This window comes from Bacillus songklensis (assembly GCF_042649685.1).
Lineage (GTDB): Bacteria > Bacillota > Bacilli > Bacillales > Bacillaceae_H > Bacillus_BA > Bacillus_BA songklensis.
In genome coordinates this window covers 90,784-117,422 of sequence record NZ_JBHRZT010000020.1, presented here as the reverse complement: position 1 = coordinate 117,422, position 26,639 = coordinate 90,784, and the positions used below count along the sequence as shown (strand labels likewise).

Annotated in this window: 26 protein-coding genes; 25 read left to right on the top strand and 1 reads right to left on the bottom strand. The window is 42.4% G+C overall.

The window, feature by feature from the left end:
• Positions 1-146 precede the first annotated feature (146 nt).
• The 10 genes from def to spoVM all read left to right on the top strand — a co-directional run bounded on the left by def (position 147) and on the right by spoVM (position 9,357).
• Positions 147-620, top strand: a complete 474-nt coding sequence (gene def, locus ACFOU2_RS03600) for a peptide deformylase (RefSeq protein WP_377912273.1) — start codon at positions 147-149, stop codon at positions 618-620.
• 11 nt (positions 621-631) lie between these two features.
• On the top strand, positions 632-1,579 hold the full coding sequence (gene fmt, locus ACFOU2_RS03595; protein ID WP_377913560.1) for a methionyl-tRNA formyltransferase: 948 nt from the start codon (positions 632-634) through the stop codon (positions 1,577-1,579).
• Positions 1,572-2,918: a 16S rRNA (cytosine(967)-C(5))-methyltransferase RsmB gene (gene rsmB / locus ACFOU2_RS03590; protein WP_377912271.1), complete on the top strand. Its 1,347-nt coding sequence runs from the start codon at positions 1,572-1,574 to the stop codon at positions 2,916-2,918. The genes fmt and rsmB overlap by 8 nt, the downstream gene beginning before the upstream one ends.
• Positions 2,918-4,006, top strand: coding sequence for a 23S rRNA (adenine(2503)-C(2))-methyltransferase RlmN (rlmN, locus tag ACFOU2_RS03585; protein ID WP_377912269.1), 1,089 nt, complete (start codon positions 2,918-2,920; stop codon positions 4,004-4,006). The genes rsmB and rlmN overlap by 1 nt, the downstream gene beginning before the upstream one ends.
• A gap of 4 nt (positions 4,007-4,010) precedes the next feature.
• Entirely contained in the window at positions 4,011-4,754 is a 744-nt protein-coding gene (locus ACFOU2_RS03580; RefSeq protein WP_377912267.1) for a Stp1/IreP family PP2C-type Ser/Thr phosphatase, read from the top strand.
• Between the two features lie 5 nt (positions 4,755-4,759).
• Positions 4,760-6,760 (top strand): Stk1 family PASTA domain-containing Ser/Thr kinase, encoded by a 2,001-nt coding sequence (gene pknB / locus ACFOU2_RS03575; protein WP_377912265.1) that lies wholly within the window; start codon positions 4,760-4,762, stop codon positions 6,758-6,760.
• Between the two features lie 21 nt (positions 6,761-6,781).
• Positions 6,782-7,663: a ribosome small subunit-dependent GTPase A gene (gene rsgA / locus ACFOU2_RS03570; RefSeq protein WP_377912263.1), complete on the top strand. Its 882-nt coding sequence runs from the start codon at positions 6,782-6,784 to the stop codon at positions 7,661-7,663.
• A 2-nt stretch (positions 7,664-7,665) separates the two neighbouring features.
• The gene (gene rpe, locus ACFOU2_RS03565; protein WP_377912261.1) at positions 7,666-8,316 is read left to right on the top strand and encodes a ribulose-phosphate 3-epimerase; all 651 of its coding nucleotides are present in this window, start codon (positions 7,666-7,668) and stop codon (positions 8,314-8,316) included.
• 211 nt (positions 8,317-8,527) lie between these two features.
• Entirely contained in the window at positions 8,528-9,169 is a 642-nt protein-coding gene (locus ACFOU2_RS03560) for a thiamine diphosphokinase (protein WP_377912259.1), read from the top strand.
• A 107-nt stretch (positions 9,170-9,276) separates the two neighbouring features.
• Complete coding sequence (spoVM, locus tag ACFOU2_RS03555; RefSeq protein ID WP_377913558.1) at positions 9,277-9,357, top strand: stage V sporulation protein SpoVM; 81 nt, start codon at positions 9,277-9,279, stop codon at positions 9,355-9,357.
• Positions 9,358-9,464: 107 nt separating this feature from the next.
• Here spoVM and rpmB read toward each other — a convergent pair whose 3' ends face one another.
• Entirely contained in the window at positions 9,465-9,653 is a 189-nt protein-coding gene (gene rpmB / locus ACFOU2_RS03550; protein ID WP_377912257.1) for a 50S ribosomal protein L28, read from the bottom strand.
• Between the two features lie 530 nt (positions 9,654-10,183).
• Between rpmB and ACFOU2_RS03545 the strand changes: the two genes are divergently transcribed.
• From ACFOU2_RS03545 to ACFOU2_RS03475, 15 genes are all read left to right on the top strand, one after another.
• Positions 10,184-10,546, top strand: coding sequence for an Asp23/Gls24 family envelope stress response protein (locus tag ACFOU2_RS03545; protein ID WP_377912255.1), 363 nt, complete (start codon positions 10,184-10,186; stop codon positions 10,544-10,546).
• Positions 10,547-10,561: 15 nt separating this feature from the next.
• Positions 10,562-12,244, top strand: coding sequence for a DAK2 domain-containing protein (locus ACFOU2_RS03540; protein ID WP_377912253.1), 1,683 nt, complete (start codon positions 10,562-10,564; stop codon positions 12,242-12,244).
• Positions 12,245-12,515: 271 nt separating this feature from the next.
• Positions 12,516-13,178, top strand: coding sequence for an L-serine ammonia-lyase, iron-sulfur-dependent subunit beta (sdaAB, locus tag ACFOU2_RS03535; protein ID WP_377912252.1), 663 nt, complete (start codon positions 12,516-12,518; stop codon positions 13,176-13,178).
• A 20-nt stretch (positions 13,179-13,198) separates the two neighbouring features.
• Positions 13,199-14,086 (top strand): L-serine ammonia-lyase, iron-sulfur-dependent, subunit alpha, encoded by an 888-nt coding sequence (sdaAA, locus tag ACFOU2_RS03530; protein WP_377912250.1) that lies wholly within the window; start codon positions 13,199-13,201, stop codon positions 14,084-14,086.
• The gene (recG, locus tag ACFOU2_RS03525) at positions 14,079-16,127 is read left to right on the top strand and encodes an ATP-dependent DNA helicase RecG (protein WP_377912248.1); all 2,049 of its coding nucleotides are present in this window, start codon (positions 14,079-14,081) and stop codon (positions 16,125-16,127) included. Before sdaAA ends, recG begins: the two co-directional genes overlap by 8 nt.
• Before the next feature lie 205 nt (positions 16,128-16,332).
• Positions 16,333-16,932: a transcription factor FapR gene (fapR, locus tag ACFOU2_RS03520; RefSeq protein WP_377912246.1), complete on the top strand. Its 600-nt coding sequence runs from the start codon at positions 16,333-16,335 to the stop codon at positions 16,930-16,932.
• Entirely contained in the window at positions 16,916-17,914 is a 999-nt protein-coding gene (plsX, locus tag ACFOU2_RS03515; RefSeq protein ID WP_377912244.1) for a phosphate acyltransferase PlsX, read from the top strand. The genes fapR and plsX overlap by 17 nt, the downstream gene beginning before the upstream one ends.
• A 58-nt stretch (positions 17,915-17,972) precedes the next feature.
• The gene (fabD, locus tag ACFOU2_RS03510; RefSeq protein WP_377912242.1) at positions 17,973-18,923 is read left to right on the top strand and encodes an ACP S-malonyltransferase; all 951 of its coding nucleotides are present in this window, start codon (positions 17,973-17,975) and stop codon (positions 18,921-18,923) included.
• Positions 18,917-19,657 carry a 3-oxoacyl-[acyl-carrier-protein] reductase gene (gene fabG / locus ACFOU2_RS03505; protein ID WP_377912240.1) on the top strand — a complete coding sequence of 247 codons (741 nt, stop codon included), beginning with the start codon at positions 18,917-18,919 and terminating at the stop codon, positions 19,655-19,657. Before fabD ends, fabG begins: the two co-directional genes overlap by 7 nt.
• Before the next feature lie 76 nt (positions 19,658-19,733).
• The gene (gene acpP, locus ACFOU2_RS03500; protein WP_377912238.1) at positions 19,734-19,967 is read left to right on the top strand and encodes an acyl carrier protein; all 234 of its coding nucleotides are present in this window, start codon (positions 19,734-19,736) and stop codon (positions 19,965-19,967) included.
• Positions 19,968-20,372: 405 nt separating this feature from the next.
• The gene (locus tag ACFOU2_RS03495; protein ID WP_377912236.1) at positions 20,373-20,501 is read left to right on the top strand and encodes a hypothetical protein; all 129 of its coding nucleotides are present in this window, start codon (positions 20,373-20,375) and stop codon (positions 20,499-20,501) included.
• A 77-nt stretch (positions 20,502-20,578) separates the two neighbouring features.
• Complete coding sequence (gene rnc / locus ACFOU2_RS03490; protein ID WP_377912234.1) at positions 20,579-21,325, top strand: ribonuclease III; 747 nt, start codon at positions 20,579-20,581, stop codon at positions 21,323-21,325.
• Between the two features lie 225 nt (positions 21,326-21,550).
• A complete protein-coding gene (gene smc, locus ACFOU2_RS03485; protein ID WP_377912232.1) occupies positions 21,551-25,114 on the top strand; it encodes a chromosome segregation protein SMC in 3,564 nt (1,187 codons plus the stop codon).
• A gap of 15 nt (positions 25,115-25,129) precedes the next feature.
• The gene (gene ftsY / locus ACFOU2_RS03480) at positions 25,130-26,125 is read left to right on the top strand and encodes a signal recognition particle-docking protein FtsY (protein WP_377912230.1); all 996 of its coding nucleotides are present in this window, start codon (positions 25,130-25,132) and stop codon (positions 26,123-26,125) included.
• A 180-nt stretch (positions 26,126-26,305) separates the two neighbouring features.
• Positions 26,306-26,638, top strand: a complete 333-nt coding sequence (locus tag ACFOU2_RS03475; RefSeq protein WP_377912228.1) for a putative DNA-binding protein — start codon at positions 26,306-26,308, stop codon at positions 26,636-26,638.
• Position 26,639: the final 1 nt, after the last annotated feature.

Sequence of the window (26,639 nt, the reverse complement as noted above, 5' to 3'; positions counted from 1 at the left end):
CTTGTTAAAGAACCATACCGATTTTCTTTATACGGTAGGCTTTAACATAGCTTTTCATCACTGAGTCCATACAGAGGTTTCTTAATAAAGACTAGGGTTCAAGCAAGTTGAAAAAAATGAATGATAACTTTTCAGGAGGAAACACATTGACTAAACTATCACTCGTTTATTATCCTGATCCTATTCTGGAACAAGAATGTGAACGTGTCACAGAGTTTGATAATAAATTGGCAAAATTGTTGAATGGAATGTATGATTTAATGATCGAAGCAGATGGGGTGGGCTTAGCAGCACCTCAAGTCGGGGTGACCCAACAAGTTGCGGTTGTAGATGTGGGTGACCGTCATGGCAAGATTGAGCTTATCAATCCTGTCATTCTAGAACAGCGCGGTGAACAAACGGGTCCAGAAGGCTGTCTCAGTTTTCCGGACCTTTTTGGTGAGGTTGAACGTGCCCAGTATGTAAAAGTAAAAGCACAAAATAGACGCGGAAAAGTATATGTCGTTGAGGCCAAGGGTTTCTTGGCGAGAGCCATCCAGCATGAGATCGATCATCTTCACGGCGTGTTATTCACTTCCAAAGTAACGCGCTATTATGAAGAAGGAGAATTAGAAGGGTAGTGAATGGTAAGATGTTAAATATCGTATTTATGGGAACCCCGGATTTTTCTGTACCGGTGTTACAAACACTAATTAAAGACGGCTATCATATTTCGGCTGTTGTTACACAACCAGACAGGCCTGTAGGCCGTAAAAAAGTATTGACTCCCCCCCCGGTGAAGGTAGAGGCAGAAAAACATGGAATTCCAGTATTGCAGCCGGAAAAAATTCGTGTTCAGGAAGAATACGAAAAAGTATTGGCATACAAACCGGATTTAATCGTAACAGCTGCGTTCGGACAAATTTTGCCGAAGGAAATTTTAGAGGCACCGAAATACGGATGCATCAATGTTCATGCCTCATTATTGCCGGAGCTTCGCGGCGGTGCGCCTATCCACTATTCTATTTTACAAGGAAAAGAAAAAACGGGCGTGACAATTATGTATATGGTGGAGAAACTAGATGCAGGTGACATTTTAACACAGGTGGAAGTACCGATTGACGAAAAAGACAATGTCGGAACATTGCATGACAAACTAAGCGCTGCAGGTTCAACACTGTTATCGAAAACCATTCCGTCACTTATTCGGGGAGAAATTAAGCCAATCAAACAAAATGATGAGGAAGCAACGTTTGCTTACAACATTAAGCGTGAGCAAGAGAAGATCGATTGGAGCAAAACAGGGGAGGAAATATACAATCATATACGTGGATTAAATCCTTGGCCTGTTGCGTATACGACTCTTAATGGTCAAGTGATGAAAATCTGGTGGGGAGAAAAAGTGGTTTCTTCCAAAAAAGGAGCACCTGGTGCAGTATTAGACCTTGAAGCTGATGGATTTATTGTAGCTACTGGCAATGAGACGGCGATTAAAATTACAGAGCTGCAGCCATCAGGTAAAAAACGCATGGATGCCGGACAATTTTTACGCGGCACCTCTTTGGAACCAGGTGTACAATTAGGAGATAAACATGAGTAAGTACAATGTAAGAGAAATAGCGCTGGATATTTTATTATCCATTGAGAAGAATCAGGCATTCAGCAATTTGCTGCTGAACAAGAACATTCAGAAGCATAAGCTGGCAGGCAAAGATGCGGGATTGTTAACGGAAATTGTATATGGTACGATTCAACGCAAAATTACGCTGGATTACTATTTACAGCCTTTTCTTAAAAATCCCGTAAAAATGCAGGCATGGGTAAAAGTATTATTGCGTTTATCCCTTTATCAAATCGTTTATTTAGATCGTGTACCGGAGCATGCCGTGATTTATGAGGCGGTTGAAATCGCGAAAAAAAGAGGGCATAGAGGAATTTCCTCTATGGTAAACGGGGTACTCCGAAATGTTCAGAGACAAGGGATACCGTCTCTTGGCTCCATTAAAGATCCTGTTGAAAAATTAGCGGTGGAGACGAGTCATCCATTATGGCTTGTTCAAAGGTGGGCTGACCAATATGGACTCGATAAAACCCGTCAAATTTGTGAAGCGAGTCTTTTGCCGCCTAAGCAAACCATTCGTGTGAATACATCCCGATTCACTTTGGAAGAAGTCATCGAGAAACTGGCAGAAGAAGGAATCGAGGTTAAGCGAGGCGTGCTTGCTCCTGAGGCATTGGAAGTTCAAAAAGGAAACGCCGCTCACACAGAAGCATTTAGACGCGGAATGTTTACTGTTCAAGACGAAAGTTCCATGCTTGTGGCGCATGCTGTAGGAGCAGCTGAAGGTGATAAGGTGTTAGATAGCTGTGCTGCTCCCGGAGGCAAGACAACTCATATTGCCGAAAAGCTTTACCATACGGGTGCTGTAGTATCTTTAGATATTCATGATCACAAAGTAAAATTGATCAATGAACAAGTGGAACGCTTACAGCTTCCAAATGTAACCGCTATTGCAATGGACAGCCGTCAGGTGAATGGGCATTTTGGAAAAGAAAGCTTCGACAAAATATTGGTGGATGCGCCATGTTCAGGTTTTGGAGTCATGAGACGCAAGCCCGATTTGAAATATACAAAAACCGAACAAGATATTTTACAGCTCGCCCGCATTCAACTGCAGATTTTGGAAGCGGTAGAGCCGCTTCTGAAAAAGGGCGGTACATTGATCTACAGTACATGTACCATTGACCAGGAGGAAAATAAGGAAGTTGTTGAGGCGTTTTTAAAGCATCATCCTGACTTTGGGCCAGATGATACATTAACCAATCGTTTGCCCCAAGCCGTTTCAGAAAAAGTAAAGGATGGACAAATTCAACTGTTTCCGGATGATTTTCAGACGGACGGATTTTACATCGCTTGTTTACGAAAGAAGGTGCAATAATGGAAAAAACATTAATAGACAATGAAACAAAAGAAATAACTCAAAAGCCATCCATTTATTCATATGAATTACAGGAACTAGAAAAGTGGCTCGTAGAAAACGGAGAAAAGAAATTCCGCGGCAAACAGATTTATGACTGGCTTTACAAAAAAAGAGCGACGTCATTTGAGGAGATGTCCAACCTATCAAAAGATCTTCGAGAAAAGCTGGCAGATCATTTTGTCCTTACAACATTAAAAACAGCTGTTCAGCAAACATCATCAGACGGGACGATGAAATTTTTATTTGAACTTCATGATGGATATACGATTGAAACGGTCCTTATGAGACACGAGTACGGGAATTCCATTTGTGTGACCACACAAGTCGGGTGCCGCATCGGTTGTACGTTTTGTGCATCTACGTTAGGCGGGCTAAAACGCAACCTTGAAGCGGGCGAAATCGTGGCTCAAGTCGTAAAAGTGCAAAAGGCTTTGGATGAACAAGGAGAACGTGTCAGCCATGTCGTAATTATGGGAATAGGTGAGCCTTTCGACAATTACGACTCTATGATACAATTTTTAAAAATCATTAATTCTGATGATGGTTTAAACATCGGAGCTCGCCATATTACCGTATCAACAAGTGGAATAATTCCAAAAATTTATCAGTTTGCTGATGAAAAGTTACAAATTAATTTTGCAATTTCCTTGCATGCACCGAACACAGAGCTGCGTTCTCGCTTAATGCCGATTAACCGTGCATATAAACTGCCTGATTTAATGAAAGCGGTCAAGTATTATATTGAAAAGACGGGAAGACGAGTGAGCTTTGAGTACGGATTGTTCGGCGGGGTAAATGATCAAGTCGAGCATGCCGAAGAGCTGGCCAAGCTGGTGAAAGGATTGAAATGTCACATCAACTTAATTCCTGTCAACTATGTGCCAGAACGGGACTATGTACGTACACCAAAAGAGCAAATCTTTAAATTCGAACGTACTTTAAAAGACCATGGGGTCAATGTCACGATTCGTCGTGAACAAGGCCATGATATTGACGCTGCATGTGGTCAATTGCGTGCAAAGGAGCGCAAAGAAGAGACGAGGTGATAGCATGGGAGCTGTCTTTATGACAGATCGCGGGAAGGTCCGGCAGCATAATGAGGATTCCGGAGGGGTATTTTATAATGGCAGTGGCAGCAGGCTTGCTGTTGTAGCTGATGGTATGGGAGGCCATCGTGCGGGTGATGTAGCCAGCACGATGACCATTCAGCAATTGCAGAAACATTGGGAGGAAAGTGAAAACATTTCATCCCCAGATGCTGCGCGTAAGTGGATGATCGAGCAAGTGAACAAAATTAATGAAGTGTTGTATAATCATTCAAGCGAGCATGATGAGTGCAAAGGAATGGGAACGACATTGGTCGCAGCCATTTGTACAGATAGTTTTTGTACAATTGGACATATTGGGGATAGTCGAGGCTATATTTTGAATGAAAATGGTTTTTCCCAGCTTACAGAAGATCATTCTCTTGTCAATGAACTGGTCCGCAGCGGGCAGATTTCAAGAGAGGATGCAGAAAACCACCCACGAAAAAACATTTTGCTGCGCGCTCTTGGAACAGAAGAGCGGGTAGCCATTGATGTTAAGTCGATTGAAGTGGAACAGGGGGATATATTATTATTATGCTCCGATGGTTTATCAAATAAAGTATCAGATGAAAAATTAAAGGAAATTCTCTCAGCGGACGATACGTTGAATGAAAAAGGCGGACGTCTTATCCATTTGGCGAACGATCTTGGGGGAGAGGATAATATCACACTCATTATAGTGGATTTTGCAAATGAAAGTGGGTGATAGCGGTGCTAGTTGGCAGACGCTTGAATGACCGCTACAAAATTTTGAAAGTCATCGGTGGTGGAGGGATGGCGAACGTTTACCTGGCAAGGGATGTTATCTTGGACAGGGACGTAGCCATAAAAGTTCTTCGTCTAGATTTCGCAAACGATGAATCGTTTATTAAGCGGTTCCATCGTGAAGCACAATCGGCAACAAGCATCGCTCATCCGAATATCGTGAGCATTTATGATGTGGGAGAACAGGAAGATATTTATTATATTGTAATGGAATACGTTCCCGGGCAAACATTAAAGCAATATATTCAACAACATGCCCCCCTTCCGGTAGAAAAAGCAGTAGATATTATGACGCAAATTACATCTGCCATTGCACATGCTCATCAATTTGGTATTATTCACCGGGATTTAAAGCCTCAAAACATTTTAATTGATGATAACGGAACGGTAAAAGTCACGGACTTCGGGATTGCCATTGCGCTAAGTTCTACAACGATTACACAAACTAACTCTGTCTTAGGCTCTGTTCATTATTTATCTCCTGAGCAGGCAAGGGGGGGGTTGGCAAATAAGAAGTCTGATATCTACTCGTTGGGGATTGTGTTATTTGAACTGTTGACGGGGAGAGTACCATTTTCTGGAGAGTCAGCGGTCTCCATTGCATTAAAGCATTTACAAACAGAAACTCCATCGCCGAAAAGATGGAATCCGTCCATTCCGCAGAGTGTGGAAAATATCGTATTGAAATCCACGGCGAAGGATCCTTTTTATCGTTATGATTCTGTAGAGGAAATGCAGGCTGCATTAGAAACAGCTATGAATCCAGAACGTCTGAATGAGAAAAAGTTTGAAGTTCCGGATGATGATGAAGCAACAAAAGCCATTCCGATCATAACCGATGATTACATAGATAACGCAACGGATGAAACAATTATAAGACCAATGTCCAAAACTGTTCCAATCCCTGTAATGGCTAAGGAGCCGTCTAAAAAGGCTTCAAAAAAGAATTCAAAGAAGGCCCCAAAAAAGAAAAAGCGAAAAAAGAATAAATGGTTGTTATCATTGCTCATATTATTTTTTGTATTGGCAAGTGCAGGAGTGGCTGCTGTCACCGTTGTGCCTTCTTTGTTAGCACCGAAAGATGTAACGGTTCCTAATTTGCGCGATGAAGATTATGAAGCGGCCGTTACCAAACTTGTTTCTCTTGGATTTACCGTCGATGACCCTGTTCGTATATCCGATGAGAAGATTGAAGAAGGGAAGGTCGTTCGAACGATCCCAAATTCAGGGGAAGTCGTAAAAGAAGGAACTAAAATTAAAATCTATCAAAGCTCAGGTAAAGAAAAGATCCCGTTTGAAAGCTATATAGGAAGAGAAATCAATGCTGTCAAGCGGTTATTAGAGCAAAAAGGATATCGGACTGTTGGCATCGTGAAAGTTGACAGTGATGAAGTGGCAGGGACAATCATCGATCAAAATCCGACAGAAGGGGAAGAAAGGGTTCCCGAGGAAACGGATGTCACATTTTGGGTAAGTCAAGGTCCGCCTGCCATTATATTGAAGGATTTGTCGGGTTGGACGGAAAAAAGTGTGCGAGATTATGTTTCAGATTATGAATTAGTGGTTAAAGTGAAGGAAGAATATTCGGATACTGTACCAAAAGGTCTCGTGATATCACAGGAGCCTGCATCGAAAACAGCCATACAAAAAGGGGATACTCTTACTATTACACTTTCCAAAGGATCGGAACAACAACCGCCTAAAAATGTGAAAGTAGACGTAACCATTCCTTATGAACCAGTGCAGCCAGGGCAGCAGCAGCAAGTGCAAATTTATGTGGATGATTTGAATTATGACTATCAAGTGCCTTTTGAAACATTGCCGTTGACGGAAACAATCCAAAAACAAATTCAGCTTGTCATCCCTTATAATGGGACAGCGAAATATAAAATTGTGCGGGATAATAATGTGATCGAAGAGACAGAGGTACCATATTCACAACAATAGTGTCATACAAGGAGTGAGGATATGCTTAAAGGCAGAATCATTAAAGCCTTGAGCGGTTTTTATTATGTTTTAAGTGACGGGAAGATAACTCAATGCCGAGGAAGAGGGGTATTTCGCAAACAAAAAGTCAGCCCGTTAGTAGGGGACTATGTTACTTTTCAAGCAGAAAACGAGTTAGAAGGCTATATTTTAGATATTGAAGAACGGAAAAATGAATTGATTCGTCCTCCTATTGCCAATGTCGATCAGGCTGTACTCGTTTTCTCGGCCATCGAGCCGGAATTCAGCCCTTTGTTGCTGGATCGTTTTTTAGTGTTAGTTGAAGCAAACGGTATTAAGCCGCTTATTTGCATTTCGAAAATAGACCTGGTTAGCGACGAAAAAAGGCCAGGCATTGAAAAATATGCGCAAGATTATCGAAACATTGGGTATGATGTGTTGTTGACGTCCACCATCACTGAAGACGGTATATCAGACTTACTTCCTTATTTAAATGAATGTGTAACAGTTGTAGCCGGTCAATCGGGTGTGGGCAAATCATCTTTGTTGAACGCACTCAAGCCGGAATTAGAGCTTAAAACTAATGATATATCAGCCTCGCTCGGTCGGGGGAAACATACGACAAGACATGTTGAACTCATTTCGGTTGGGACGGGGCTTGTAGCGGATACACCGGGATTCAGCTCGTTGGAATTTATCAATATAGAGCTTGAAGACTTATCCACTTGTTTTCCGGAAATGGATCGCTTAAGCGAGAATTGCAAGTTCCGGGGATGTCTGCATCTTTCTGAACCAAAGTGCGCAGTGAAGTCCGCTTTGGAAGAAGGGGACATTCCGCCTTATCGTTATGAGCATTATACAAGTTTTATCGAAGAAATTAAGCAAAGAAAGCCGAGGTATTAAACATGGTAAAGATTGGACCTTCCATTTTGTCCGCTAATTTTTCGAAGTTGGCCGAAGAAATTCAAGAAGTAGAAGCAGCAGGAGCTGACTATATACATGTAGATGTCATGGATGGTCATTTTGTACCGAATTTAACTTTCGGACCGCTTATAGTGGAAGCGATTCGTCCAGTGACAGCATTACCGCTGGACGTTCATCTCATGATTGAAAATCCTGATCAATATATTCCCGCATTTGCAAAGGCCGGTGCGGATATTATCACCGTACATGTGGAGGCATGCCCGCATTTGCATCGCACCATCCAATTGATTAAACAGCATGGAGTAAAAGCTGGAGTGGCTTTGAATCCAGCAACGCCGATCGATCAAGTGAAACATATTTTAGAAGATTTGGACCTGGTATTGCTAATGACCGTTAACCCGGGATTTGGCGGGCAAGTGTTCATTCAGAATGTGTTGCAAAAAATCGAGCAAATCTCACAATTGATTCAAATTCGTCACCTTTCCATTGATGTAGAAGTGGATGGGGGAATTAACCCTGAAACGGCAAAACAATGTGTAGAAGCAGGTGCAACCGTACTTGTAGCCGGTTCAGCTATATACAATCAAGCAGATCGAAAAGCCGCCATCCAAGAGATTCGCGGTGCCTATTAAAGATGTATGTCTAATGCTGCGCCAATAGCGGTTTTGAGACATCGAGTCAAGTGAATCGTCACAGAGAATCCGGTAAAGTTAAGGGTTTTCGTGGCGATTCATTTGATTAAAAGAGTTTTATCATATAGAGGGGTGACCTTTTGATTGAGCGGCCCCCTTTCCTTCTATTTGTGGAAGGGAGCCAGAGATAGAAATGGAAGCAGGGATGTCTATGATTATAAATATCTTAGCGGGTGGGCCGGAAACCCGATTACCTTCTTTAACAGATAAAAAATGGCAAGATGATGTATGGGTCGGGGTGGATCGGGGAGTTCTTCGTTTATTGCAGCAAAATATTCAGCCTTCTAAAGCATTTGGCGATTTCGATTCTATTACACAAAATGAACTTTCATTTGTGAGAGAACGCTTGCGTAGTTTAGAAATATCTCCAGCGGAGAAGGACGAGGTTGATCTGGAACTTGCCTTGAATTGGGCGGTTGAACAAAACCCTTCACTCGTTCGGATTTTTGGGGCCACAGGCGGTAGAATGGACCATATGTTTGGTGCTGTCCAGTTGTTGTATAAAGGATTGAATGCCGATATACCCATTCAAATGATTGATCGGCAGAACATAGTATCCATGCATTTACCCGGGTGCCATGAAGTGGAACAAGATGCCGCTTATGGTTATATTTCTTTTGTGCCATTTTCCGAAGAGATCCGGGGATTGACGCTTGAAGGGTTCAAATATCCTCTTACTAACCATATCATCACGTGGGGTTCGACGCTCTGCATAAGTAATGAACTTATTCAACAAAGAGGTACTTTTTCATTTGCGGCAGGCATATTAATGATGATAAGAAGCAATGATTAACTCATTGTTTGTTGGTACTTCTTTGAAAAGCCTTGAATATAATATACGGGATGAATAGAAACGATTTCATGAAAATGGAACGTGAAGAGATAGTTAGGAGGGGAAGTATGAAATTCTATACGATTAAACTCCCAAAATTTTTAGGCGGCCTTGTGCGGGCAGTGCTGAATTCTTTCAAAAAAGAATAAAACAGGACGTCTCCCTTTTTAAGGGAGCGTCCTGTTTTTATAGATCATGATTCATACATATCGTTAAAATAAAAGAAGCACCATAATATGGTGCTTTTCTCCTGTAATTAAACGCGCTCTACTTTACCAGATTTAAGAGCTCGAGCTGATACATATACACGTTTTGGTTTACCATTAACTAAAATACGCACTTTTTGAAGGTTAGCACCCCATGTACGCTTTGTAGCGTTCATAGCGTGAGAACGCGCGTTACCTGAACGAGTTTTTTTCCCGGTTACTACACATTTACGTGCCATGTTCAAATTCCCTCCTAACTCAAACGAAACTAATCAACTTCTGTTTTCAGAAATACTATATTAATTTATCACAGGCATTGTGAGAATGCAATAGTTCTTCACAAAAGCTTTCAAGAAATTTCCCTTGACATATAAACTTAAACCATGTTGTATAATAAGGAGTATCCATAATGGGCCAAAAGACGAATATTCTTTTAAAAATATTTTACTTATAGTAAAATGTCTGTAGTCTATAAGAAAAGCGGAACGAGCCAAGTTACAGCTAAGAACGCTCACGTCCTGTGAGCAACGCTGTAACTCTCGCCATCCATGGCTCTCCTCCATAGGGCATTGGAACTCCTGACAAAGAAGCGCTTTTGGCTTCATTTAAAGGATTGTCGACTAAGAGCGGTCACGTCCTGTGACCAACGTCGACGCTTGAACATCCTGTTCTTCGAAAATGACCGTAGGAGCTGGCTCGTGCAGCTGGACATGACAGAAAAGGGTTCATATCTAATTTCTGATGTTTTGAAAAAGAAAGGGGTAGAAGTATGTCCATCGAAATGAAAACAAAGTACGGCCAAATCGATATTTCTACAGATGTAATCGCAACTATTGCAGGTGGAGCAGCAATTGATTGCTATGGAATTGTAGGGATGGCTTCCAAAAAACAAATCAAAGATGGAATTACAGAAATCCTTCGAAGAGAAAACTTTACACGCGGCATAATTGTTCGTCAAGAAAACGACGAAATACATATTGACATGTATATTATTGTAAGTTATGGAACAAAAATATCTGAAATCGCACATAATGTTCAATCCAAAGTAAAATATACTCTCGAGCAAACGGTTGGTTTAACGGTCGATTCCGTAAATATTTATGTGCAGGGAGTTCGTGTAACGAACTTGTAGTAAGGAGGAAAATGTGTGTCAGTTACAACTTTAGACGGAAAACGTTTCGCGGAGATGGTGATACAGGGAGCACAGCATCTAACGAATAACGCCAAAATGGTAGACGCGCTAAATGTTTTTCCAGTTCCAGATGGTGATACAGGAACAAATATGAATCTATCCATCACTTCTGGTGCCAAAGAAGTGAAAAATAATGTATCCGGCCATATTGGAAAAGTCGGACAGGCATTAGCAAAGGGATTGTTAATGGGTGCGCGCGGTAACTCGGGCGTTATATTATCACAGCTGTTTCGCGGATTTGCGAAATCGATTGAACAAAAAGAAGTCATTAATAGCGTCGAATTTGCCCAAGCTCTTGAAACGGGTGTAGCAACGGCTTATAAGGCGGTTATGAAGCCTATAGAAGGAACGATCCTGACGGTAGCGAGGGATGCTGCCCAAAAGGCAACAGCTGTGGCTAAAAAACAACCGGATATCGTGAAGCTAATGGATGAAGTCGTAACAGAAGCGAAAGCATCCTTAAACCGTACACCGGATCTTCTCCCTGTTTTAAAGGAAGTAGGAGTAGTGGACAGCGGCGGTCAAGGACTTGTCATTATTTATGAAGGCTTCTTAGCGGTCCTAAAAGGTGAGGAACTTCCACAGATATCGACTGCCCTTCCTTCCATGGATGAGCTTGTAAGTGCCGAGCATCATAAAAGTGTGCAAAGTCATATGAGCACAGAAGATATTCAATTCGGTTATTGTACGGAATTCATGGTTCGATTTGAAAAAGATAAGCTGAAAGATAATCCCTTTTCCGAAGAGAAATTCCGCAACGATTTAAGTGAGTGGGGAGACTCTCTTCTTGTAGTGTCGGACGATGAGATTGTAAAAGTTCATATTCACGCGGAGCATCCGGGTGAAGTATTGAACTATGGCCAAAAATACGGCAGCTTTATGAAAATTAAAGTAGAAAACATGCGTGAACAACATAGCAGCATCGTTGCGGAGGATCATGCTGAAATGAAAACCGTTCCTGCTGAGCCAGTGACAAAGAAAGAGGAGTATGGGATTGTCACGGTAGCGATGGGTTCGGGAATCGCTGACTTATTTAGAAGTATCGGGGCAAAAGCTGTGATCGAAGGCGGACAAACGATGAATCCAAGCACGGAAGATATAGTAAGGGCCATTCAGGAAGTAAATGCTGAAAAAGTGATCATTTTACCAAACAACAGCAATATCGTAATGGCAGCACGTCAAGCTGCCGATGTTGTGGATCAAGAAGTAATCGTTGTTCCGTCTAAAACCGTTCCTCAAGGTATGGCAGCGTTATTGGCGTTTAATCCAGGGGTAGACTTAGCGCAGAATGAAGCGAACATGACCGAAGCATTAAGTCATGTAAAGACAGGACAAATTACGTATGCAGTACGTGACACGCACATTGATGGATTAGATATCGAAACAGGCGATTTCATGGGAATCTTCGATGGGAAAATCACCGTGAAAGATACGAATAAGCTTGAAGCTGCCAAAAAATTATTGGCGGCAATGATCGATGAAGCTGCTGAAATCTTAACCATCTTACAAGGTGAAGATGTTACAGACGAAGAGATGGAAGCTTTAACAAAATATTCGGAATCACAATTCGACCATGTGGAAGTTGAAGTTCATAAAGGCGAACAACCGCTCTATTCCTTCATCTTTGCTGTTGAATAATAAGAAAACTCTCTATTCCCTCTAGATAGAGAGTTTTTTGTTGTCTGAAAGTCCATTCGTATTATTTGAAAAATTTAAAAATATAAAAAAGAAAAGGGTTTGAAGTTTTTATTATATAATGGGAACAAGTGAATAGATCATCCTATCTTGAGTTTTTTTGAACGGCAAAGAAAGCGTTTTCTAAAATGGGTGACACAATTGTTGCGGTGATTAGACCAAAATCTATTAGACTGTAAGTTGCTTGTAATACAAGAACGGAGGAGACAATGCAATGAAATATAAATCAGTGTTTGATATTATTGGTCCAATTATGATTGGACCTTCGAGTTCGCATACAGCCGGAGCAGCTCGCATTGGCCGGGTTGCAAGAACACTGTTTGGCCGACAACCAAAGAAAATTGTTGTATCGTTATACGGATCATTTGCCAAAACGTACAAAGGGCATGGGACGGATGTAGCGATCATCGGCGGTATTTTAGACTTTGACACGTATGATCCGCGAATTCCGCAGTCTCTTAAACTGGCAAAGGAAGCCGGAATCGAAGTTGTTTTCATTGAGGAGGATGCAATTACGGACCACCCGAATACAGCAAGAGTCAGAATGTCGGATGAAAATGAGACAATCGAGGTCGTGGGGATTTCAATCGGTGGCGGAAAAATTCAAATTACGGAGTTAAACGGATTTGATTTAAAACTGTCAGGTGTACATCCGGCTATCCTTGTCGTTCATAATGACCGTTATGGAGCGATTGCGTCAGTAACCAACCTTTTAACAAAGTATCGCATCAATATCGGTCATATGGAAGTGTCGCGTAAAGAAAAAGGGGAAATAGCCTTGATGGCTATTGAAACCGATCAAAATATCGATGAAGCGGTCATGGAAGAAATCAAAATGCTTCCAAACATTTCACAAGTAATGAGAATGGTTGAATAGGCAACTGGGAGGAGAAGCGTATGTTTCGTAATGTGGCGGAATTGGTAGAGCTGGCGGAAAGTAAAAATGTCAAAATTGCCGAGATTATGATTCAGCAAGAGATGGATGTAACGGGTCTTTCAAGAGAACAAATCATTCGGAAGATGGACCAAAATTTAACGGTCATGGAACAGGCGGTTGAACGCGGATTAAAAGGCGTACACTCGGTTTCAGGCTTAACGGGCGGAGACGCTGTCCTTTTGCAAAACTATATTAAAAGTGGAAAATCGCTTTCTGGAGAACTCGTCTTGGATGCAGTCAGCAAAGCGGTAGCCACAAATGAAGTGAACGCGGCAATGGGGACGATTTGTGCTACACCGACGGCTGGTTCGGCGGGAGTGGTTCCGGGGACCTTGTTTGCGGTAAAAAATAAACTAAATCCAACACGCCAGGAGATGATTGAGTTTTTATTTACGTCAGGTGCGTTTGGATTTGTCGTGGCAAATAACGCCTCCATTTCAGGTGCGGCAGGAGGATGTCAGGCCGAAGTGGGATCGGCAAGCGGCATGGCGGCAGCGGCAATTGTGGAAATGGCAGGCGGAACGCCGTCCCAAGCAGCCGAAGCAATGGCCATAACACTTAAAAATATGTTAGGATTAGTATGTGACCCGGTAGCGGGATTAGTGGAAGTGCCGTGCGTAAAGCGAAACGCAATGGGAGCCGCTAACGCCATGGTTGCAGCAGATATGGCGCTTGCGGGCATAACGAGCCGTATCCCGTGCGATGAGGTCATTGATGCGATGTTTAAAATCGGCCAAACGATGCCGGTCGCATTAAAAGAAACAGCACAAGGAGGTTTGGCGGCAACACCAACAGGTCGGGAGCTGGAAGCGAAGATCTTTGGTATACCGTTAACAAAAGGTGAGTAATTTAAAACAGTTTCCTGTAACGTCTATAAAAGGGATTGGTGAAGAAACCGCTCAGTCTTTGCAGCAGGCAGGGGTTCATACTGTTCAAGATTTACTAGAGTATTTTCCGTTTAGGTATGAAGACTATCAGCTAAAGGACTTGGCTGAAGTAAAGCATGAAGAGAAAGCAACAGTAGAAGGGAAGGTTCATAGTCAGCCTTCTCTCGCTTATTATGGGAAGAAACGTTCAAGATTAACATTTCGTTTGCTCGTGGGACGTTATTTAATTACCGTCATTTGTTTTAATCGTCCTTATTACAAGACCAAATTGGAAATGGGGCAGACGGTCACGGTGACCGGTAAATGGGATCAGCATCGCCAGGCTATTACGGTTCAAGAATTGCAGTTTTCTCCGTTTAAGCGCAATCAAGAGATTGACCCGATTTATTCGACGAAAGGCGATTTGACCGTGAAAGGGTTAAGGCGCTTCGTTTCGCTTGCCTTAAAGCAATATAGTGAACATATTGACGATATGATTCCTCCTGCTATAAGGATGCGCTACAAGCTGCTGGAACGCAAAGAAGCTTTAAAGGCCATCCATTTGCCGCAAAGCCATGAGCAGCTAAAACAGGCACGCCGTCGTTTTGTTTACGAAGAATTTTTATTATTTCAGCTAAAAATGCAGGCGTTAAGAAAAATGGAACGGGAGCAAGCTCCAGGGATTGAACAAAGATTTGATTCCGGTCAGCTTGCAGCATTTATTCAAACGCTGCCGTTTCCGCTTACAAATGCACAAAAACGTGTAGTGACCGAAATTGCAAAGGATATGAAATCCCCTTATCGAATGAATCGATTACTGCAGGGAGATGTGGGATCAGGGAAAACGGTTGTGGCTGCCATCGCGTTGTATGCGACCGTTTTAGCCGGATATCAAGGAGCGCTCATGGTTCCAACCGAAATCTTAGCGGAACAGCATGTTCAGTCTTTGCAAACCATGCTTGAAAAAGTGGGGGTGAGGGTCGGTTTATTAACAAGTTCGGTGAAAGGAAAATCGCGTAGGGAATTGTTGGAAAAAGTACAGGCCGGTGATGTACACGTCGTTGTCGGCACACATGCGTTAATTCAAGACGAAGTCCAGTTTCATAAGCTTGGCCTTGTCATAACGGATGAGCAGCATCGCTTTGGGGTGGAGCAGCGAAGGGTACTGCGGGAAAAAGGAGAAAATCCTGATGTGTTATTTATGACAGCTACCCCAATTCCTAGAACACTCGCCATTACCGTCTTTGGCGAAATGGATGTCTCGATCATTGATGAAATGCCGGCGGGCCGTAAAGTCATTGAGACTTATTGGGTGAAGCACGACATGCTCGAGAGAATCTTGCAATTCATTGATAAAGAGCTTTCGCATGGTAGACAGGCATACGTTATTTGTCCTCTTATTGAAGAATCCGATAAACTCGATGTGCAAAATGCAATTGACGTTCATGCGACCTTAACCCAGCATTACCATGGGAAGTGGAAAATAGGTCTGATGCATGGCCGTCTCTCGGCCGAAGAGAAAGAAGCCGTCATGCATCAGTTTAGTGGAAATGATGTCCAGGTTCTCGTTTCTACCACTGTTGTTGAAGTTGGAGTCAACGTTCCAAATGCAACAGTCATGCTGATTTATGATGCGGAACGTTTCGGTCTTTCCCAGCTTCATCAATTGCGCGGCCGCGTAGGGCGCGGAAGTGAGCAGTCTTATTGTGTATTGATGGCAGACCCGAAGTCGGAAAATGGAAAAGAACGAATGCGGATTATGACTGAAACGAACGATGGGTTTGTTTTGTCGGAAAAAGACCTTGAGCTTCGCGGGCCAGGAGACTTTTTTGGCAGAAAACAGAGCGGACTGCCCGATTTTAAAGTAGCCGATATGGTTCATGATTATCGTGCATTGGAAGTGGCGCGTGATGACGCGGCTCTTCTTGTCAACTCAGAGTCTTTTTGGAAAGAAGAGCAGTATGCACTACTGCGTTCTTATTTGGAAGACACAGGAGCACTAAATGGAGAAAAGCTCGATTAACGACTTGCAAATAAGTATTTTCTATTTCATAAAAAGCCGACTATCCCGTTAAATAGAAGGGGCGGTCGGCTTTTTGCACGTTCCCTTAAGAAAATTAAAATGATCCATCTAAACTTCAGTGATTTAAAAAATTATGGTTGCAAAATAGTTTTAATGATTATATACTGCTATTAGTACCTAGTATTAAAAGTGCGGATGGTGAATAATGAAACGGAATAAAAAGGAGAGACAGCGGCTCCTAAAAGCAACGATTGAAGAAAATCCTTTTGTTACGGACGAAGAACTATCAGAACGCTTTTCGGTCAGTGTTCAAACGATTCGGTTAGATCGTCTTGAATTATCCATTCCCGAACTTCGTGAACGCATTAAACATGTAGCGTCAAGGCAGCTTCAGACGGAAGTTCGTTCATTGCCGTTAGAAGAAGTCATTGGGGAAGTGATTGACCTGGAATTAGATGATTCGGCAATTTCTATCTTTGATGTAAGGGAAGAACATGTCTTCAGACGAAATCAAATCGCGCGCGGACATCATTTATTTGCGCAAGCGAATTCGCTTGCCGTCGCTGTGATTAATGACGAACTGGCTTTAACTGCGGATGCCTCTCTCCATTTCCATCAACAAGTAAGACTCGGTGAGCGTGTAGTAGCAAAGGCCAAAGTGAAAGGGATGGAAGAAGAGAGCGGTCGTACGATTGTAGAAGTTAATAGTTTTGTTGGACAGGAATTGGTATTTTCCGGCCGATTTAAAATGTACCGTTCAAAAAATGTAAAAAAGGATGAGATGCAGCATGAGAATCGCAATTGATGCAATGGGAGGCGACAATGCTCCAAAAGAAATTATTGCCGGGGCAGCAAAAGCCATTCAACATTTCCCTGATTTACACATTACACTTATTGGCCATGAAGAGCAAATCAAACAACATTTGCAATCATCGGAGCGAGTGGATATTATACATACAGAAGAAGTAATTGAAGCAACCGATGAACCCGTTCGTGCAGTTAGAAGAAAGAAGAATGCGTCAATGGTTTTAATGGCAAACGAAGTAAAGGAAGGTCGGGCAGACGCTTGTATTTCCGCTGGGAACACGGGAGCTTTAATGACAGCAGGGCTGTTTGTGGTCGGACGAATTGAAGGCATCGAAAGGCCGGCTTTAGCTCCGACTTTGCCAACATTAGATGGAAAAGGATTTTTAATGCTGGATGTAGGGGCAAATGTTGATGCGAAACCAACACACTTGCTCCAATATGCCATTATGGGGGCAATCTATGCGGAAAAAGTAAGAGGAATCACCAACCCGCGTGTTGGTCTCTTAAATGTTGGAACAGAAGATAAAAAAGGGAATGATTTAACGAAGCAAACCTTCCAGCTTTTAAAAGAAGCTAACTTGAATTTTGCTGGAAATGTTGAATCAAGAGACTTATTAAATGGAGTAGCTGATGTGGTGGTGACCGATGGATTTACAGGTAACATCGCTTTAAAAACGATCGAAGGAACGGCTTTATCGATCTTCTCCATGTTAAAAGCAGAATTGACAAGCAGCTTTAAAAGCAAAATGGCTGCAGCCGTTTTAAAACCTCAGTTAAAAGGGTTGAAATCGAAAATGGATTACAGCGAATACGGCGGGGCTGGCTTATTCGGTTTAAAAGCACCTGTCATCAAGGCACATGGATCGTCAGATGCTACAGCGGTCTTCAATGCTGTTAAGCAAGCGGTCAATATGGTAGAACAACAAGTTCCGCAAACGATTAAAGCAGCAATTGAAAAGTTTCAAATTGAAACTGTATAGGGTGAAGCCTCTATCAACAGGAGATCGCCCGTTAGAACAGGATAAAGGAGCGAAAATGATGGGGAAGTTAGCGTTTGTATTTCCAGGGCAAGGTTCTCAAACGGTGGGGATGGGAAAAGACTTTGCGGACCAATATGAAGTCGCTGGGAGCATGTATAACCAAGTGGACGACGTCCTTGGCTTTAAACTGACAGACATTATTTTTAACGGTTCGCAAGAAAAATTGACGCTTACATACCATGCGCAGCCTGCTCTTTTGGCAACGAGCATGGTGATGTTGGAACAATTTAAAACATCAGGCATTGCCCCGGACTATACAGCAGGTCATAGTTTAGGAGAGTATAGTGCACTTGTAGCGGCAGGTGCCCTTTCTTTCCCTGATGCAGTGAAAGCTGTTTATCTGCGCGGGAAGTTTATGGATGAAGCAGTTCCGGCAGGAGAAGGAACGATGGCGGCCATTCTAGGGATGGAAGCACAGGCGTTAAAAGAAGTAACAGATGAAATTACCAATCAAGGTGATGTTGTTCAATTGGCAAACATCAACTGTCCTGGTCAAATCGTGATTTCCGGAACAACGGCAGGAGTTGAAAAAGCGTCTGCCCTTGCGAAGGAAAGAGGGGCCAAGCGAGCCATTTCTCTTGTTGTGAGCGGACCGTTTCATTCCAGCTTAATGAAGCCGGCAGCTCAAAAACTTGAACAAGTGTTGAATGAGGTGACGGTCACTGATGCGGAGGTCCCTGTTATTTCGAACGTAACGGCAGAGCCGATGACAACGAAGGGTGAAATTAAGCAGCGACTAGTAGAGCAATTGTATTCTCCTGTACGTTGGGAAGAGTCCATCCAAACTTTGCTGGATAACGGAGTAGATACGTTTATTGAAATTGGTCCGGGAAAAGTATTGGCTGGACTTATTAAAAAAATTAATCGCCGTGCCAATGTCTTTTCAGTCTATGATTTACAGTCTATGAATCAAACGATTGAAGCGATAAAGGAGGAGAAATCATGTTAACAGGAAAAACGGCCCTTGTGACAGGTGCTTCACGCGGAATCGGCAGAGCCATTGCTCTTGAACTCGGCAAACTCGGCGCTAAAGTGGCGGTCAACTATGCAGGAAGTGAAGCGAAAGCGTTAGAAGTAGTGGATGAGATCAAGGCATTGGGCAGTGAGGCTATTGCCATTCAGGCAAACGTAGCCGACGCAGACTCTGTACAAAATATGGTGAAGCAAGTCGTTGAGACATTCGGCTCGTTGGACATTTTAGTGAATAATGCAGGCATTACACGTGACAATTTATTAATGCGTATGAAAGAAGATGAATGGGACGATGTTATTTCGACCAACTTAAAAGGTGTCTTCCTTTGTACGAAAGCTGTTACTCGCCAAATGATGAAACAGCGAAACGGCCGCATCATTAATATCGCTTCCATTGTTGGGGTGAGCGGCAATGCGGGCCAAGCCAACTATGTAGCAGCAAAAGCTGGTGTTATTGGTTTGACGAAAACAACAGCGAAAGAGTTGGCGAGCCGTAATATCACGGTCAATGCGGTCGCCCCTGGATTCATTACGACGGATATGACAGATAAGTTACCGGAAGATGTAAGACAGGAAATGCTGAAGCAGATTCCGCTTGCCCGCTTTGGCGAGCCGGAAGATATTGCGCATGTCGTTTCATTCTTAGCCTCTGAAGGCAGCCGCTATATGACAGGGCAGACGCTCCGTGTTGACGGTGGAATGGTTATGTAACAAAGGTCTCTTTTGGACCTGTCCTAGTATTTTTAACAGAAATCATCTATAATAGCTTGAGGGGAGGTGAAGGATAATGGCAGACGTTTTAGAACGTGTAACAAAAATCATTGTAGACCGTCTTGGTGTTGACGCAGGTGAAGTGAAACTTGAGTCTTCCTTCAAAGATGACCTTGGTGCAGATTCCCTTGATGTTGTTGAGCTTGTAATGGAACTTGAAGATGAGTTCGACATGGAAATCTCTGATGAGGATGCAGAAAAAATTGCAACAGTTGGAGATGCTGTTAATTACATACAGAGCAAACAATAAGCTGTATAATCTGCTTTGAAGCCCCGTTATTCAACGGGGCTTTCTCTGCTGTTAAAAAGCTTTTTGATGGGCCGTATTTGCTTTTCATGGAAGAGAAATGATATGTTTCAATTAGGTGATTTCCTTAGCATATTGAACACGACCCTAAAAGGTCAGGATACAGAAAGTGTACAAATGAACCTGTTTATTATTCAACAGCCTAACGTGTCTGTTATATTTTTTGTTGGTAACATACGTGGGTGGAATGAAAAAAATCCTTTATTTTTATAAACAAACCGTATCTTTTTTTCAAAGACGTTTTATAATGGTATATGTTAAAGAAAAGTGGAGCAAGCTCGTTTATGCTCATAGGGAACTGGAACCGCCGACGAGAAGTCGCTTTTTGACTTCGCGGGAGGCGGTGAAGTGACCGTAGAGCATAGCTTGCGAAGCTGGACAAGTAAAGAAAAGTGGAGCAAGCTCGTTTATGCTCATAGGGAACTGGAACCGCCGACGAGAAGTCGCTTTTTGACTTCGCGGGAGGCGGTGAAGTGACCGTAGAATGTAGCTTTTGGAGCCGCAGCTAGACATAGATGTTGAACTTTTGTTGCAGGATAGAAGTGGAGGTACTTATGCCTAAGAATTACATTGGCCGTGAGCGGCGTTTAGGTGGAAAAATAAAGCAAAATTTTAAAAAGTTTCAAGAGCGGATTGGCATTACGTTTGATAACGAAGCGTTGCTAATCCAAGCTTTTACACATTCATCCTATGTGAATGAGCATCGCAGAAGACCTTATGAAGATAATGAACGCCTGGAATTTTTGGGAGATGCTGTGTTGGAACTTACAGTATCCCAATTTTTGTTTAAAAAATATCCGACTATGAGCGAGGGGGAGCTTACGAAACTGCGAGCTGCGATTGTATGTGAACCTTCCCTTGTTACGTTTGCCCATGAGCTTTTGTTTGGACAGCTTGTCTTGCTCGGAAAAGGGGAAGAAATGACAGGGGGAAGAGAGCGTCCGGCTTTATTGGCTGACGTATTCGAAGCTTTCATAGGAGCGCTTTATCTTGACAAAGGTCTTGAGACCGTCAATGATTTTTTATCAAAGGTTGTCTTTCCGAAGATCAATGAAGGTGCTTTTTCTCATGTGATGGATTACAAAAGCCAATTACAGGAAATGGTTCAAAGAGATGGTGCTGGTCAATTGGAATATAAAGTATTGCAAGAAAAAGGTCCTGCTCATAATCGGGAATTTGTATCTCGCGTATCACTGAATGGCGAGGTGTTAGGAACCGGAGTAGGGCGCTCTAAAAAAGAAGCTGAACAAAAGGCAGCGCAAGAAGCCATTGCTAAATTAAAATCAATGAATGCTTCTTAAGCTTAAATAGATGCTGAGTTGAACCAATCAGGTGCTAATGGGTGGTGATGCCCCGCTTAAAGAAGCGGTGCGTGACCGCCCATTAGAATGAAATAAGAGAAGCCGCACCTTTCTTCGTAGTGAATGATATAAAAGGAAAGGGCGGTTTCTTTTAGAATATTTCAGATGAATATATTTGGTTTGGCAACAAACAGTCAGGAATGAAAACTTGAGGGAGGAATGTATATGTTCCTCAAACGGTTGGACATTGTAGGTTTTAAATCGTTTGCAGAGAAAATTTCCGTCGACTTTGTACAGGGCGTCACAGCCGTTGTCGGTCCAAACGGAAGCGGAAAAAGTAACATTACGGATGCGATTCGATGGGTTTTGGGGGAGCAGTCCGCTAAATCACTGCGCGGTGCGAAAATGGAAGATATCATTTTTGCCGGCAGCGATACCCGTAAACCGCTCAATATGGCAGAAGTAACCCTTACATTAGAAAATGAAGATCAATTTCTACCGATTGATTATCATGAAGTCAGTGTTACCCGTCGTGTCTATCGATCAGGGGACAGCGAATTTCTGATTAATAAACAACCTTGCCGCTTAAAAGATATTATCGATTTATTTATGGATTCCGGATTAGGAAAAGAAGCTTTTTCTATTATCAGTCAGGGGAAAGTTGAAGAGATTTTAAGCAATAAGGCAGAAGAACGAAGAAGCATCTTTGAAGAAGCGGCTGGTGTGTTAAAATATAAAACGAGAAAACGAAAAGCGGAGATTAAGTTAATTGAAACACAGGAAAACTTAAACCGTGTGATGGATATTTTGCATGAAATCGAAGGGCAGTTAGAACCGTTGAAAATTCAAGCTTCCATTGCGAGGGATTACATAGAGAAAAAAGAGGAACTCAAAAAAATCGATATAGCTGTGACGGTGTATGAGATTGAAGAGCTGCATCAAAAATGGGAACAATTAAAGCGGCTTTTTGAAGAGCATCAATCCCTCGAGTCGTCTCTATCCAATAATATTCAAGAACGTGAATCGAAAATTGAAGAGTTTCGCTCCCGAATTCAAGTGATTGATGAAGATCTGCATGCCGTACAGCAGCGTTTGCTTTTAACAAGTCAAGAGCTTGAGAAGCTGGAAGGCCGTAAAGAAGTGTTAAAAGAGCGGAAGAAAAATGCTGCGCAAAATAAACAACAGCTAGAGCAGTTGATCGGGGAGTACCAACAAAAGTCAATTGAGTTGGCAGAATTAAAAGAAAGAGAATATCAACTTCTGAAAATCTATGAAACAGAAGTTGTAGAGATGAAACAGGCTTTACAAGAGAAACAATCTTTATTTGCGACATACAGCGAAAATTTAGAGGGAAAGCTGGAGCAGTTAAAAAGCGATTATTTTGAGCTGCTGAATGAACAAACATCTGCACGAAACGAAAAAGCATTTTTGGAGCAGCAAATCATCCAAAATGAGGAGAGACAACAGCGATTGGGTGCTTCCAATCAAAAGTTTCTGCAGGAGAGGCAGGAGCTAACAGAAAGAAAAGAGAAGTTAGCGTCTGAACTAACAGCTTGTACAACTGAATTAGAAACGTTTATCCATTCTTTTAGACAAAAGCAACAGCAGCTTGAGACGTTACGAGAGCGGTATCGTAAAAAAGAGTCAACGCTTTATCAAGCATATCAATATGTACAGCAGACGAAGTCAAGGAAAGAAATGTTGGAAGAAATGCAAGAGGATTACGCCGGTTATTTCCAGGGTGTAAAGGAAGTACTAAAAGCGCGTGATGAACGGCTTCAAGGCATTGAAGGAGCGGTTGCTGAGTTGATTCAAGTCCCGAAAGAATATGAGACGGCCATTGAAATTGCCCTTGGTGCTGCAACCCAGCATATTGTGGTAAAAGATGAGCAAAGCGCCCGTTCTGCCATTCAATTTTTGAAACGTCATTCCTATGGCAGAGCGACATTCTTGCCGTTATCCACCGTCAGGGAAAAGCAGCTTTCCTCTTCCCACCTTCACTTGCTGCAGCAGCATGATTCATTCGTTGGGGTAGCTTCACAGTTGATTTCATTCAGCTCTAAATATCAGCAGGTAATCGGCAGTTTATTAGGGACGGTCATCATCGCCAAAGATTTGCAAGGAGCAAATGAACTTGCTAAATATGTTCAGCACCGCTATCGTTTTGTCACACTTGAGGGAGATGTGGTAAATCCGGGCGGCTCAATGACGGGCGGTACGGTCAGACAAAAAACAAACTCCCTTTTAGGGCGTCAGCGGGAGCTTGAGAACATGACAGCAAAGTTGGGTGAGATGGAAGAAAAAACGATACAGCTTGAAACACAAGTGAAAGAGCTGAAAGGGCAAATGGAAGCGCTGGAGCAAGATATTCAGCTATCCCAATCTGCGGGAGAAGAATTGCGCACAAAACATCAGGACTTAAAAACAGAAGTGCGTCAAATCGAATTGGAAGAAAAAACATTGAATGATCGTCTTTCTTTATATGATCATGAAATGGAAAGTTTTGATTCGGATAAGCAGCGCATTCACATCCGTTTAAAAGAACTGGAATCAACGATTGAAGACAGCTCAATGAAATTGGGCGCCATCGAGCATGAAATCGAAATGGTTACAAAACAAAAAAGCGAGCAGCAGACTTCAAAAGAAACTGTTCAAAACGAATTGACCGAATTAAAGGTTGTCCTTGCAAGTAAGCAGGAAGTATTGAAGAACCAGCGCGAAAAATTTGAAAGGCTTCGATTTGAATTGGAACAAACAGAAAAGCGCTTAATAGAAGTGCAGGAAGATTTATCATTGCTTACAAGTGAGATGACTAACAATGATTCCGGGGAATCCCAGCTTGAGTCAGCGGCAAAGAAAAAGCTGCAGGAGAAAAACGAATTAGCGGATAGATTAACGAATCGCCGCGAAGAGCGTGTCAAGCTGCAAGAGCAAGTTGAAATACTTGATAATAATTCAAAGGAACTAAAAAGACAGCACAAACAAGTGGTCCAAGCCTTACAAGATGAAGAAGTGAAAATAAACCGACTTGAAGTGGAGCTTGACAACCGTCTTGAGAGATTAAGTGCGGAATATCAATTAAGTTTTGAAGGCGCCAAACAAACTCATAAACTCGAAATCGGTATTGAGGAAGCCCGCAAACGAATGAAGTTAGTCAAGCTTGCGATTGAAGAGCTTGGCACTGTCAATATTGGGGCCATCGATGAGCATGATCGGATTTCAGAACGATACGACTTTTTAAGCTCTCAAAAAGATGATTTGGAAGAAGCGAAAAATACTCTTTATCAAATTATCGAAGAAATGGATGAGGAAATGAAAAAACGCTTTTCTCAGACATTTTATAGTATTAAAGAACAGTTTGACTTTGTATTTAAATCGTTGTTCGGGGGCGGAAGAGCAGATTTAGTTTTAACCGATCCAAAAGACTTGCTGCGTACAGGTGTTGATATAATCGCACAGCCGCCTGGAAAGAAACTTCAAAACTTAAGTCTTTTATCTGGCGGTGAGCGATCATTGACTGCCATTGCTCTATTGTTTTCAATCTTAAAAGTACGTCCTGTACCATTCTGTGTACTGGATGAGGTCGAAGCCGCTTTAGATGAAGCAAATGTACAGCGCTTTGCCAAGTATTTGCGAAACTTCAGCGATGAGACACAATTCATTGTCATCACCCATCGCAAAGGGACAATGGAAGAAGCGGATGTTTTATATGGTGTGACAATGCAGGAGTCTGGTGTATCCAAACTGGTGTCTGTTCGAATGGAAGAGTCAAAAGAATATGCACAGTAAGAAAGGATGAATAGCATGAGTTTTTTTAAACGTTTAAAAGAGAAAATCACACAGCAAACCGATTCTGTAACAGAAAAATTCAAGAATGGGCTTGAAAAAACACGTACTTCATTTACCGGAAAGATGAATGACCTTGTAGCGCGCTATCGCAAAGTGGACGAAGATTTTTTTGAGGAACTCGAAGAAATTCTGATCGGCGCTGATGTGGGCGTTGCGACAGTTATGGATTTAATCGATGAATTAAAAATGGAAGTAAAGCGCCGCAACGTTCAAGATCCAAAAGAAGTACAGGCTATCATTTCTGAGAAACTCGTTGAAATTTATGAAGCAGGAGAAGAAGATTTATCAGAGCTGAATATGCAAAAGGACGATCTAACCGTTATCCTGTTCGTTGGCGTAAACGGCGTTGGGAAAACAACGACAATCGGCAAGCTTGCCCATAAATTTAAGCAAGAAGGAAAATCCGTTCTTATGGCAGCGGGCGATACATTCCGTGCCGGTGCGATTGAACAGCTTGAAGTTTGGGGAGAACGAGTAGGGGTGAATGTTGTCAAACAGTCAGCTGGTTCCGATCCGGCAGCGGTTATGTATGATGCTATTCAAGCAGCGAGAGCGCGCCAAGCGGACGTGTTGCTATGTGATACTGCGGGACGCCTTCAAAATAAGGTCAACTTAATGAAAGAGCTTGAAAAAGTAAAACGTGTCATTGAACGTGAAATTCCAGGAGCTCCACATGAAGTATTACTCGTTCTTGATGCCACAACCGGCCAAAATGCCATGAGTCAAGCAAAGACATTCTCCGAAGCGACAAACGTAACGGGTATCGTATTAACAAAGCTTGATGGCACAGCTAAAGGCGGTATCGTCCTTGCTATCCGCAACGAGCTTCGCCTCCCTGTTAAATTCGTCGGGCTCGGCGAAAAAATGGACGATCTGCAGCAATTCGATTCAGAACAATATGTGTACGGCTTGTTTGCCAATATGGTCGAAGCGGAAGAACAAACGGAATAAACCTTTTGTTTTTCTAAGCATGCGAGACCGTTCGCGTAAAGGGGGGCTCGCATGCTTAGGACCGGACCCTTAATGTCTCCATTTAAGGTGAGTGTTAAGAAAAAAACTTGACAACATAAAATAAAATATGTAGACTAATTACTTGTAAAGGCAATTCACTTAACACGGGAGGGCCGGTGTATGCTTGAAAAAACGACAAGAATGAATTATTTATATGACTTCTATCAATCGTTGTTAACACCAAAGCAGCGCAGCTACATGTCCCTTTATTATTTGGACGATTATTCCCTTGGTGAAATTGCCGAAGAGTATGATGTTAGTCGTCAAGCTGTTTATGATAACATCAAACGAACTGAGCAAATGCTCGAACAATATGAGGAGAAACTGCTTTTGTTTCAAAGGTTTCAGGACCGTCAACGCATTTTACGGCAGTTAAAAGAGACTCTTCAGACGAGTAAATGCGGAGATGAAACATTACTTTCCCTCATTGATTCGCTTGAGAAATTAGAGTAGG

Coding starts and splice junctions, on each gene's coding strand:
- ACFOU2_RS03580 (WP_377912267.1), top strand. CDS start 4,011: ATGGGAGCTGTCTTTATGACAGATCGCGGGAAGGTCCGGCAGCATAAT.
- ACFOU2_RS03560 (WP_377912259.1), top strand. CDS start 8,528: ATGATTATAAATATCTTAGCGGGTGGGCCGGAAACCCGATTACCTTCT.
- ACFOU2_RS03475 (WP_377912228.1), top strand. CDS start 26,306: ATGCTTGAAAAAACGACAAGAATGAATTATTTATATGACTTCTATCAA.
- rpmB (WP_377912257.1), bottom strand. CDS start 9,653: ATGGCACGTAAATGTGTAGTAACCGGGAAAAAAACTCGTTCAGGTAAC.
- rlmN (WP_377912269.1), top strand. CDS start 2,918: ATGGAAAAAACATTAATAGACAATGAAACAAAAGAAATAACTCAAAAG.
- spoVM (WP_377913558.1), top strand. CDS start 9,277: ATGAAATTCTATACGATTAAACTCCCAAAATTTTTAGGCGGCCTTGTG.
- rsmB (WP_377912271.1), top strand. CDS start 1,572: ATGAGTAAGTACAATGTAAGAGAAATAGCGCTGGATATTTTATTATCC.
- acpP (WP_377912238.1), top strand. CDS start 19,734: ATGGCAGACGTTTTAGAACGTGTAACAAAAATCATTGTAGACCGTCTT.
- sdaAB (WP_377912252.1), top strand. CDS start 12,516: ATGAAATATAAATCAGTGTTTGATATTATTGGTCCAATTATGATTGGA.
- fabD (WP_377912242.1), top strand. CDS start 17,973: ATGGGGAAGTTAGCGTTTGTATTTCCAGGGCAAGGTTCTCAAACGGTG.
- ACFOU2_RS03545 (WP_377912255.1), top strand. CDS start 10,184: ATGTCCATCGAAATGAAAACAAAGTACGGCCAAATCGATATTTCTACA.
- fabG (WP_377912240.1), top strand. CDS start 18,917: ATGTTAACAGGAAAAACGGCCCTTGTGACAGGTGCTTCACGCGGAATC.
- rsgA (WP_377912263.1), top strand. CDS start 6,782: ATGCTTAAAGGCAGAATCATTAAAGCCTTGAGCGGTTTTTATTATGTT.
- rnc (WP_377912234.1), top strand. CDS start 20,579: ATGCCTAAGAATTACATTGGCCGTGAGCGGCGTTTAGGTGGAAAAATA.
- fmt (WP_377913560.1), top strand. CDS start 632: ATGTTAAATATCGTATTTATGGGAACCCCGGATTTTTCTGTACCGGTG.
- smc (WP_377912232.1), top strand. CDS start 21,551: ATGTTCCTCAAACGGTTGGACATTGTAGGTTTTAAATCGTTTGCAGAG.
- sdaAA (WP_377912250.1), top strand. CDS start 13,199: ATGTTTCGTAATGTGGCGGAATTGGTAGAGCTGGCGGAAAGTAAAAAT.
- plsX (WP_377912244.1), top strand. CDS start 16,916: ATGAGAATCGCAATTGATGCAATGGGAGGCGACAATGCTCCAAAAGAA.
- rpe (WP_377912261.1), top strand. CDS start 7,666: ATGGTAAAGATTGGACCTTCCATTTTGTCCGCTAATTTTTCGAAGTTG.
- ftsY (WP_377912230.1), top strand. CDS start 25,130: ATGAGTTTTTTTAAACGTTTAAAAGAGAAAATCACACAGCAAACCGAT.
- fapR (WP_377912246.1), top strand. CDS start 16,333: ATGAAACGGAATAAAAAGGAGAGACAGCGGCTCCTAAAAGCAACGATT.